Here is a 12,026-nt window from a genome sequence, read left to right as displayed (position 1 = left end):
CGTCGCCCGGCCACCACCCTTCATCCAGCCGTTACGCGACGCTGACCTATGCCGAGTTCGCCAACCGGGTCCATCGCCTGGCGCGCTGGCTGGTCGGGCATGGTGTCGGGCCGGATTCGGTGGTCGCGCTCGGCATGCGGCGCTCGCTCGACTTGGTGGTCGGCATGTACGCGGTCACTGTTGCCGGTGGTGCCTACCTGCCGCTCGATCCCGACCATCCGGCCGAGCGGATCGAGTATGTGCTCGAGACAGCGCGGCCGGTGTGGGTGCTGACGTCCGGAACTGATCTCGAAATGGTTGCGGTACAACAGGTTCGGATCGATCACCTCGATCTGAGGAGATATTCACCCGCGCCGCTGACCACCATGGATCGGCTCGGCGTGCTGTTGCCGGGCCACACCGCGTATGTCATCTTCACGTCCGGTTCGACCGGCCGTCCGAAGGGCGTCGCGGTCTCGCATGCCGCGATCGTCAACCGGCTGGTGTGGATGCAGTCCGAGTACGGGCTGCACGCCGAGGATGCGGTATTGCAGAAGACCCCGGCGACCTTCGATGTCTCGGTGTGGGAGTTCTTCTGGCCGTTGCAGATCGGCGCGCGGCTGGTCATCGCACTGCCGGACGGTCATCGGGATCCGGCCTATCTGGCACGGTTGATCATCGATGAAGGTATTACCGTCGCGCATTTCGTGCCCTCGATGCTCGCGGTGTTCCTTGCCGAACCGCACGCGCGCGAATGTGGCACGCTGCGCGCTTTGTTCGCCTCCGGTGAGGCGCTGCCCGCACTCGTCGCTCAGCGGGCGCGCGAGCTGACCGGTGCCCGCGTGCACAATCTGTACGGACCGACCGAGGCCGCGATCGATGTCACCTGTCATGAGGTCACCGATGCCGATGTGGCCTCGGTGCCGATCGGCAAGCCGGTATTCAATACCCGATTGCTGGTGCTGGATGCCCGGATGCGTCCGGTGCCGGTGGGTGTACCGGGTGAGTTGTACCTGGCCGGCGCGCAATTGGCGCTCGGCTATGTGGCCCGGCCGGAGCTGACCGCGGCGCGTTTCGTCGCGAATCCCCATGGTGGCGTGGGGGAGCGGATGTATCGAACCGGTGATCTCGTCCGGTGGCATGCCGACGGTGAGCTGGAGTACCTGGGCCGCACCGACTTCCAGGTGAAGCTGCGCGGGTTGCGGATCGAACTCGGTGAGATCGAATCCGCGTTGACCGCACTGGACAGCGTCGATCAGGCCGTCGCCGTGGTGCGCGGCGATGAGCGACTCGGCGATCAGCTGGTGGCGTACGTGGTGGCCGATTCCGCGGTCGATATCGACGACATTCGCGCGGAACTGGACGCCGCACTGCCTGCTTATATGGTGCCGGCGGCCTTCGTCGTACTGGCTGTCCTCCCGCTCAATACCTCCGGCAAGCTCGACCGCACCGCGCTGCCCGCCCCCGTGTTCGAGACCGCGGGCTACCGTGCCCCCGCGAACGAGACCGAGCAGATCGTTGCCGACATCATGAGCGAACTGCTCGGCATCGACCGAATCGGTGCCGAGGACAACTTCTTCGCACTCGGCGGCAATTCCCTGATCGCCACCCAGTTGGCCGCTCGGCTCGGTGCGGCTGTGGCTGCCGAGGTCCCCGTGCGGCTGGTGTTCGAGGCATCCACCGTTGCCGGACTTGCCACCCGCGCCGCCCGGCTCATCGGCACCGGCAATCGCCCGCAGCTCACTCCGCGCCGACGTCCCGACCTGATTCCGCTCTCACCAGCACAGCAACGAATGTGGTTCCTCAACCGCTTCGACCCCGGCGAAACCGTGAGCAATATTCCGGTCGCGCTCCGGCTCACCGGAGCTATCGACACCGATGCGCTCGCTGTCGCGCTGGCCGACGTGGTCGCCAGGCAGGAAACCCTGCGCACCGTATACCCGGATGTCGATGGCACCGGATATCAACGGATTCTGGACCGCACGCACGTGCCCGGCATTGTCGAGCTGGATTCGGCGAATATCGCAGCGGCATTGCTGGACCTGGTTGCCACACCTTTCGACGTGACAACCGAGGTACCGCTACGCGTCGGCCTGGCCACCCTGTCGGATCGTGAATACCTGCTCGCCCTCGTGGTGCATCACATTGCGGCGGATGGCTTTTCCATGGCCCCACTGGCCCGCGATATCGCCACCGCGTATGCGGCACGCGCCGCAGGAACCGCACCGGTGTGGACGGAACTCCAGGTGCAGTACGCGGACTATGCGCTCTGGCAACGCGAGATCCTCGGAGCCGAGGACGATCCGGAATCGGTGGCCGCACAGCAGTTGCGGTATTGGACCCAGGCACTCGCTGGGTTGCCCGCTCAGCTCGATCTGCCTGCGGATCGGCCACGCCCCGCCACTGCCAGCCATGCCGCCGCGAGCACCACTATCGGGCTCGATGCCACGATCCGCGCCGGCATAGCCGCCATTGCCGCCCGATACGACGTCAGCCCGTTCATGGTTGTCCATGCGGCGCTGGCCACCCTGCTCGCACGCTTGTCGGGCCTGGCTGACATTGCCATCGGCGCGCCGATCGCGGGCCGCGGTGCCGCCGCGCTCGACGCACTCGTCGGCATGTTCGTCAACACCCTGGTGCTGCGCACCGAGGTGGCGGGTTCGGACTCCTTCGCCGCCGTCCTGCGTCGCGTCCGCGATGGCGACCTGGATGCCTTCGCCAATGCCGATGTGCCGTTCGAGCGGCTGGTGGAGGTATTGGATCCGCCGCGCTCCGAGGCGCGGCACCCGCTGTTCCAGATCGCGCTGTTCTTCCAGAATCTCGCACCCGTATCGGTGGAGCTGGCGGGCGTGACGGTTGCCGAGCACGAGATCGATTACGAGACAACACGATTCGATCTACAACTGACCGTCGCCGAGGACGCGGTGCGCCTCACCTATGCCACCGACCTCTTCGACGAATCGACCGTCACGACCTTCGGCGTACGCCTCATCCGGCTGCTCGGTGCGGTGATCGACGATCCGGAACGGGTGGTCGGCGATATCGATCTGTTCCGGACCGATGAGCTGGAACGCGTGGTGACCGCATGGAACGATTCCGCGCACACGGCGTTCGTCGCGGAAATGCTGTTCGACGAATTCGAGCAACAGGCCGCCGCGACACCGGACGATATCGCCGTGGTCTGCACGGCCGACGGGACCGCCATGACCTACGGCGAATTGGACCGCAGCACCAACCAGCTCGCCCGCTATCTGATTGCAACCGGTGTCGGCCCGGAGTCGCTGGTGGCATTGGCGATTCGGCGTTCCACCGACCTGGTGGTCGCGATATACGCGGTGCTCAAGGCGGGCGGTGCTTATGTTCCGATCGACCCGGACCATCCGGCACAGCGCATCGCCCACATCATCGACACCGCCGCACCTATCGCACTGCTCACCACCGAGCGTGATCGGCAGGGCTACGGATATGCCGGTGCGACAGTGTGTGTCGATAGCGTCGCGCTCGACGGCTATGCCGGCGACCCGATCGCGGTCGATGAGCGCAGCGCACCGATCCACCCGCAGAACCCGGCCTACGTGATCTTCACGTCGGGTTCGACCGGAAAACCCAAGGGTGTCAGCGTTTCCCACGCAGCGATCGTCAACCAGATGACCTGGATGCAGTCGCAGTACCGGCTGACCGCCGAAGACGTGTACCTGCAGAAGACGGCGACCACCTTCGATGTCTCGCTGTGGGGTTACTTCCTGCCGCTGCGCATCGGTGCGAAGCTGGTGCTGGCCGCGCCGGTCGGCCATCGCGATCCGAGCTACCTTGCGGCGGCAATCAGCGAATTCGGCGTCACTATCACCGATTTCGTGCCGTCGATGTTGAGTGCCTTCGCGGGACATGTCGAAACCACCGGAGCACGTACCGATCTCGATACATTGCGCACGGCATTCGCGATCGGCGAGGCACTGCCCGCCGAAACCGTCCGTGCCTTCGGTGCGGTGAGTTCCGCGCGCCTGCACAACCTCTACGGCCCGACCGAGGCCGCGGTGAGCATCACCTACCGCGATGTCACGGGGGAAATCGACCGCACCATCATGCCGATCGGCAATCCGGAATGGAACAGCCGCGTATACGTGCTGGATTCCCGGCTGCGACCGACATTGCCCGGGGTCACGGGGGAGTTGTATCTCGCGGGCACCCAACTCGCCCGCGGCTACCACGGCAGGCCCGATCTGACGGCGGATCGCTTCGTCGCCAGTCCATTCGGACCTGCCGGTGAGCGCATGTACCGCACCGGAGATCTGGTGCGCTGGGACACCAGTGGCGTCACTCCCGAACTGGTGTATCTGGGCCGCACCGACTTCCAGGTCAAGTTCCGTGGCCAGCGCATCGAACTCGGCGAGATCGAGGCGGTGCTCGCGGCCGTGCCCGGTGTTTCGCAGGCCGCCGCCCGTGTGGTCGTCACGCCTACCGGCGACCAGCTCGTCGGCTATGTGGTGAGCGATGCACAGGACGAAAGCGACCTCCGCGCGGCCGTTTCGGCGGCCGCGGTGGGTGCGTTGCCGTCGTACATGGTGCCATCGGCGATCACCGTGCTGGCATCATTCCCGCTCAACACATCCGGCAAATTGGACCGAAAGGCATTGCCGGAGCCGGTATTCGACGGCCTGGCCTATCGTGCGCCGATCACCCCGGCCGAACGGCTGGTGGCCGCGGCCTTCGAGGCCGTACTGGCACGGTCGCCGATCGGTGCCGACGACAACTTCTTCGACCTGGGTGGCAACTCACTGATCGCCACCCGGGTCCTGGCCCGGCTCGGCGAGCGGCTCGGTCGCCTGCCGGTACGGTTGCTGTTCGAGGCACCCACCGTGCACGCGCTCGCGGCCCGCTTAACCGCCCGAGCGGACGCAGCTGACCAGGTCGTACCACTGATCGCCGGGCCACGCCCCGAGTGCATACCGCTGGCACCGGTGCAGCGCGGCATGTGGTTCCTCAACCGGCTCGATCCGGACTCGGCCGCGCACAATATCCCGGTCGCGGTGCACCTCCGCGGCGAGCTGGACGAGGCCGCGCTGGGTGCCGCGTTCACGGATGTGATCGCCCGGCACGAGGCGCTGCGCACGGTGTATCCGGCCGATACGAATGGCATCGGATACCAGGTGATCCTGCCCGCCGAACCCGCTCCGGTGTCGCTCACGATCGAGACACTGGCGGGGCCGGTGGCCGATCGCATCGCCGAATTCCTCGGCGCTGGTTTCGATATCACCGCCGGGGTGCCGGTGCGCGCGATACTGCTGCGCGAGCACGCGACCAGCCATGTGCTCGTCGCGGTGTTGCACCACATTGCGGCGGACGGCTATTCGATGGGCCCGCTGTTGCGAGACCTGTTGTCGGCCTATCTGTCCCGAGTCGTCGGCGGCGCCCCGGTCTGGCCGGAACTCGCCGCACAGTACGCCGATTACGCGCTCTGGCAGACGGCGGAGCTGGATTCGGTCGCGGCCGAACAACTCACCTACTGGACCGAAGCTCTACACGATCTGCCGCAAGAGCTGGCATTGCCGACCGATCGGCCACGCCCGGCCATCGCGTCCAAGCGCGGCGCCGCGGTGCGCGCCCGCGTCGGCGGTGGTGTCGGGGCCCGCATCCAGGAACTTGCCGCGCGGCACAATGCGACGCCCTTCATGGTGGTGCACGCCGCACTCGCCATTATGCTGTCCCGGCTGTCGGGTTCCGGTGATATCGCGATCGGAACCCCGGTCGCGGGCCGCGGCGCGGCGGCATTGGACGACCTGGTCGGCATGTTCGTGAACACGCTGGTGCTGCGCACATATCCGGATCCGGCCCGCTCGTTCGCCGATCTGCTCAACGAGACAAGAGCAACGGATCTGGCCGCATACGCGCATGCGACCGTCCCATTCGAACGCGTCGTCGATGAACTCGGCATCGAGCGCTCGCAGTCCAAGCATCCACTGTTCACCGTCGCGCTGAGCTATCTGAATACCGGTGCGGCGGAATTCAGGCTGCCGGGCCTGGAGCTGACGCCTGTCGAATTCGATGAACCGGTCGCGCGATTCGATCTCCAGTTCACCGTCGCGACCGAACTCGATGCCAATGGGCACTTCGCCGTCGAACTCGACTACGCGACGGACCTCTTCGATGAGTCGACCGCCGCCGGGCTGCTTCGGCGATTCGGCCGCGTCCTCGGCAGACTCACGGCGGAGCCGTCCGCGCCGATCGGCGCGATCGAACTGCTGTCTCCGGCCGAACGCACCGAACTGCTCGGCAGGCGGGGCGGTGAACCGGTGCCGCCGCAGACCCTCGCTGAGCTGATGGCCGCCGCGGTTGTGCTGAATCCCGATGCACCAGCGCTGATTTCGGATGACGGCCAGTTGACCTATCGCGCACTGGACGAACAGTCGTCCCGTCTGGCGAGAATGCTCATCGGCCACGGTATCGGTGCCGAGGATTTCGTCGCCGTGGCCATCCCGCGTTCGGCGGAATCCGTGCTCGCGGTCTGGGCGGTGGCCAAGACCGGTGCGGCCTTCGTCCCCGTCGACCCGACCTACCCGGCGGATCGAATCGCACACATGCTGTCGGATTCCGGTGCCGCGGTGGGCCTCACGCTGACCACATGCCGCCCCGCGCTGCCCAGCACCGCCGAATGGCTGGTACTCGACGCACCGACCACGACGGCCCGTATGCGGCATTCGAGCGCGGCACCCCTGACTCCCGGCGAGCTGACGCGTCCGGTATGCGTGGCCAATCCCGCCTGGATGATCTACACCTCGGGTTCGACCGGCACTCCGAAGGGCGTGGTGGCCACCCACGGCGGACTCGCTGGCGTCGCGCGGGCACAGCGGGATCGCTATCAGGTCACCGCGACATCCCGTGTCCTGCATGTGGCATCACCGAGCTTCGACGCCTCGATGCTCGAGTTCCTGCTCGCCCTGTCCGCCGGTGCCGCACTGGTAATCGCACCTGCCGGTAGCTACGGTGGCGCCGAATTGACGGCGCTTATCCGGGATCAACGGGTGACGCATGCCTTCATCACCCCGGCCGTGCTGCAAACACTGGATCCGAACGAACTACCCGAACTCACCCACCTGGCTGTCGGCGGCGAGTCCTACGGTCCGGATGTGGTGCGGCGCTGGGGAACCGGACGTGGCTTCTACAACGCCTACGGCCCGACCGAGACAACGATCATCACCACTATCAGCGCACCGCTGCGGCCCGGCGAATTCGATATGGGCACCACCATTCACGGCATGTCCGCGGTGGTGCTCGATACGCGATTGCAACCCGTCCCGGATGGGGTGACCGGCGAACTGTACCTGCGTGGGCCGGGTCTGGCTCGCGGATATCACGCACGGCCGGCACTTACCGCGGATCGTTTCATCGCCGATCCCTATGGTCCCGCGGGCGGACGTCTGTACCGGACCGGTGATCTGGTGCGCTGGACCGCATCCGGCGCCATCCAGTACGTCGGACGCGCCGACCATCAGGTGAAGGTGCGCGGTCTGCGCATCGAACTCGGCGAGATCGATGCGGTGCTCGCGGCCCACGAGAGCGTCGAATTCGCCGTGACCATCGGGCATACCGATGCCACGGGAACCGTTTCGCTGGTCACGTATGTGGTAGCGGACCGGGCGATCGATACCGCGGAGCTCACCGCCTTCGCCGCGCGCTCACTGGCGTCCTATATGGTGCCCGCCGCCATCATGGTCCTCGACGAGATCCCGCTGACGCCGGTCGGCAAGCTGGATCGCAAGGCACTGCCCGCACCCGAGTTCCGCACCGCGATCTTCCGCGCTCCGGAGACCGCCGCCGAGCGGATCGTGGCCGAAGTCTTCGCCGAGGTGCTGGGCCTCGAGGTATCGGGCCTTACGGCGGTCGGCCTCGATGACGATTTCTTTGCGGTCGGTGGAAACTCGTTGACCGCAACACAATTGGCTGCGCGCCTGAGCGCTCGATTCGACGCTTCGGTCGGTGTGCGACTCGTCTTCGAGAACTCGACGGTATCGGCCTTGGCGGCGGCCCTCGATACCGCCGAGCCAATGCGCGCACGTCCGCGACTGACCCGGCGCACCGGCACCGACCCGGTCCCGCTCTCGCTGGCCCAGCAGCGCATGTGGTTCCTCAACCGTCTCGACCGCCAGTCCACCGCCTACAACATTCCGCTGGCGGTGCGGCTCACCGGCGATCTCGATATTCCGGCACTCAATGCGGCCATCACCGATGTGGTCGAACGTCACGAAGTGCTGCGCACGGTATATCCGCAGCGCGAAACCGGCCCGGTACAGGTGGTTTTGCCGATGGCGGAGGCGGGAGCGCCGGTGCTGGCACCCATTCCGGTGCCCATCGATGATCTGACCTCGGCGGTCGCTGACTTCGTCGGCGGCGGATTCGATGTCACCGACTCGGTTCCCTTGCGCGCCAGGCTGTTCCGACCCGTGGCCGGCCCGGCGGCCCTCGGCGATCATGTGCTGGTCGTGGTTGTGCACCACATCGCCGCGGACGGCTCGTCATTGGTCCCGCTGGCGCGTGACGTGATGACCGCCTACGCGGCACGTAAGCACGGTTTGGCGCCGCAATGGTCCCCACTGCCGGTGCAATACGCGGATTACAGCCGCTGGCAACGCGATCTGCTCGGCAGCGAAGACGACCCGGATTCGCTGATCTCCCGGCAACTCCGGTTCTGGACCGAAACTCTCACCGGACTACCCGCACAACTCACCCTCCCGGCCGACCGCCCCCGACCCGCCATCGTCGCCACCCGCGGCCGCCATATCGATTTCACTATCGACGCCGACCTACAGGCGCGGCTGGCGGATTTGGGCCGGAACTCCGGAGCGACACTGTTCATGGTCGTGCACGCCGCCTTCGCCGTGCTGCTGGCTCGCCTGTCCGGCACTGCGGATATCGCCGTCGGAACCCCGGTCGCGGGCCGTGGCGCGGCCGAACTCGACGATGTGGTCGGCATGTTCGTCAATACCCTGGTGCTGCGCACCCGAGTCGATACGGCCACCGGGTTCACCGAACTCCTGGATCGGGTCCGCACCGCGGATGTCGCCGCCTTCTCCCATGCCGACGTACCGTTCGAACGGCTGGTGGAGGTGCTGAATCCGGAGCGGTCGACCGCGCGGCATCCACTGTTCCAGGTCGGCTTCTCCTTTCACAACCAGGCCGAGGCGGACTTCGCGCTGGACGGATTGACCGCCACGGCAGCCGATTTCGACTCCGAGGTATCGCAATTCGACCTGCACCTGGTCGTCACCGATAGGTATGACCAGGATGGACATGCGGCGGGTATGGCCGCATCGATCACCTACGCGACCGCGCTGTTCGACGAAGCCACGGTCGCCGGTTTCGCCGGACGACTGCAACGCCTGCTGACCGCCGTCTGCGCCGAACCGCGGGTGCCGGTCGGGGATCTGGCGCTGCTGGACACCGCCGAACGCGACCGAATGCTGGTGTCCTGGAACCGGACCGAATACGAATCCACTCCGGCCACCCTCATCGCCGCTTTCGAGGCACAGGTCGCCGAGACGCCCGATGCGGTGGCAATCGTCGATGACGCCGTAACGGTCACCTACGGCCAGTTCGCCACGCGGGTGAACCGGCTCGCCCGCGCGCTCATCGGCCGCGGCATCGGCCCGGAATCACTGGTGGCCCTGGCGATTCCACGCAGCGTCGAACTGCTGGTCGCGATGTACGCGGTGGTGGCGGCGGGCGGTGCGTATGTCCCGCTCGATCCGGACCACCCGCTCGACCGCACCACGAACGTACTCGCCGCCGCCGAACCCGCGCTGGTGCTGACCTCGGCCGAGCGGCCCATGCTGCCCGAGTCAGTAGCGGATCACGATGTGGTGCTGGATATCTCGATTGCCGCCGGGGTTCTCGACGGCAGTCCGATACGTGCGGCGGAGCGGCGGACCACGCTGACTCCCGCGCATACCGCTTATGTCATCTTCACCTCGGGATCAACCGGAACTCCGAAGGGCGTCGCCGTCCCGCATGCTGCCATCGCACACCAATTGGATTGGCTGCAATCGGAATACGCGCTCGACACCGACGACGCCACCCTATTGATGACCTCGGCGGCCTTCGATCTATCCGTCTGGGAGTTCTGGTGGGCGTTGCGCACCGGTGCCCGCGTGGTGCTGGCACCGCAAGGCGCACAGCGTGATCCGGCCAGCGTGCTCGATCTGATCCGGGGCGCCTCGGTCACCACCGTGACGCTGGTGCCATCGCTGCTGGCCATGATGGCCGAGATCCGCGGTGATCAGCGACTGCCGATATCGCTGCGGCGACTGCTCGTCATCGGCGAGGCACTGCCCGCCGCGACCGTAGACCGAATCGGCGCACGCACCGCCGCCCGCATCGATAACCTGTACGGCCCCACCGAGGCGGCGGTCTCGGTGACCCGATTCCGCACCGGCGCCGGTACCCGGCAGACGGTGGTTCCTATCGGCACACCGGAATCCGGAAATCAGGTCTACGTGCTCGACGACCGGCTGCATCCGGTGCCGACGGGCGTGACCGGTGAGCTGTACCTGGGCGGCGCGCAGCTGGCCCGCGGCTACCACGGCCGGCCCGACCTGAGCGCGGAACGGTTCGTGGCCAACCTGTTCGGCGCACCGGGCACCCGGCTGTATCGCACCGGCGATATGGTCCGCTGGGGCGCCGACGGCAATCTCGAGTACGTGGAGCGCCGTGACTTCCAGGTGAAGGTACGCGGCTACCGCATCGAGCTCGCCGAAATCGAGCATGCCCTGCGCTCGCGTCCGATGGTGGTCGACGCCGTCGTCGGTACCCATCGCGGTGACCTGCTGGTCGGGTATTTCACCGCCGCCGAGCCGATCGATCCGAATGCGCTGCGCTCCGCGCTGACCGAAACCCTGCCCAGCTACATGGTTCCGCCGGTGCTGATCCAACTGTCCGCCCTGCCGCTCAACGCCAACGGCAAGGTCGACCGGACCGCACTACCCGAGCCCGAGTTGGGTACCCGAGCATTCCGGGTTCCGGAAACCGAGTTGGAGCTGCTGGTCTGCACAGTCTTCGCGGAAGTACTGGCGGTCGAGCGAATCGGCATGGACGACAACTTCTTCGAATGCGGCGGCAATTCGCTCCTGGCCACTCGACTGGCAACTCAGCTGAGTGCCGCACTCGCCGAACACATCCCGGTGGTCTGGCTGTTCGCCGCGCCGACGCCCGCCGACCTGATCACGCAGTTGGAATCGCACCGCTGCGGCCGCGGTCGCGTCGACGCTCAGGCCGCCTTCGATGTGCTACTGCCACTGCGTCCCGGGGGTTCTCGGGAACCGCTGTTCTGCATCCACCCGGTCGGCGGCGTGGCCTGGTCGTTCGCCGGTCTTGCCGCACATATCGATCCGCAGCGCGGCATCTACGGCATCCAGTCCCCGGTGCTGAATTCCGCTGCGGCACTGCCGGATTCCATCGAGGACTGGGCCGCGCACTACGTCCGCGAGATCAGCGCGGTCCAGCCGGAGGGCCCCTACCATCTGCTCGGCTGGTCACTGGGCGGTGTGCTCGCGCACGCCGTCGCGAACCAATTGCAGGGCCAGGGCCACCATGTCGCGCTGCTGGCCATGATGGACAGCCCGCTGCACATTACGGTGGACGAGACGGCGACGGTTCCGCTGGCCGATCTGCTCGGCGGGCTACTCGGCGAACGAGCCGACGACGCCGATACCGAACTCGATCGCACCCAACTCGCCCGTCGCATCGCCGAACTCCCGGAACCGTTCGCCTCCTTCGGATTCGACCGCCTCGGCCGTCTCCTCGACGCGGGTACGCATTCCTTGGAGCTCATCACCCGCTACCGGCCACGGCCCTATAAAGGCAACCTCGTCTACTTCACCGCCGCGCTCGACGACCCCACCGGGGCCACCGGCGCGGCCAGCTGGTCCGACGTCGTCGACGGCATCGTGCACAACCACGCCGTCCAGGCCACGCACTGGCGCATGACCTCCGAATCCGCCCTCGCCCGCATCGGCCACGTCCTGACCAACGTCTTGGCACACGCCGACCGGGCCTGA

Annotated in this window: 1 protein-coding gene (running past one end of the window); it reads left to right on the top strand. The window is 66.7% G+C overall.

Annotated features, from left to right (window positions below):
* On the top strand, nucleotides 1–12,026 hold the 3' end of the coding sequence (locus tag AB0J29_RS15990) for a non-ribosomal peptide synthase/polyketide synthase (protein WP_364785692.1). 13,264 nt of this gene lie to the left of the window's left edge; the window shows 12,026 of its 25,290 coding nt (coding positions 13,265–25,290); its start codon lies beyond the left edge, outside the window; its stop codon occupies nucleotides 12,024–12,026.

This window comes from Nocardia sp. NPDC049707 (assembly GCF_040674855.1).
In the GTDB taxonomy this organism is placed as follows: Bacteria; Actinomycetota; Actinomycetes; order Mycobacteriales; family Mycobacteriaceae; genus Nocardia.
The sequence above is the reverse complement of the archived record's forward strand: the minus strand, read 5'-3'. Positions and strand labels throughout refer to the sequence as shown.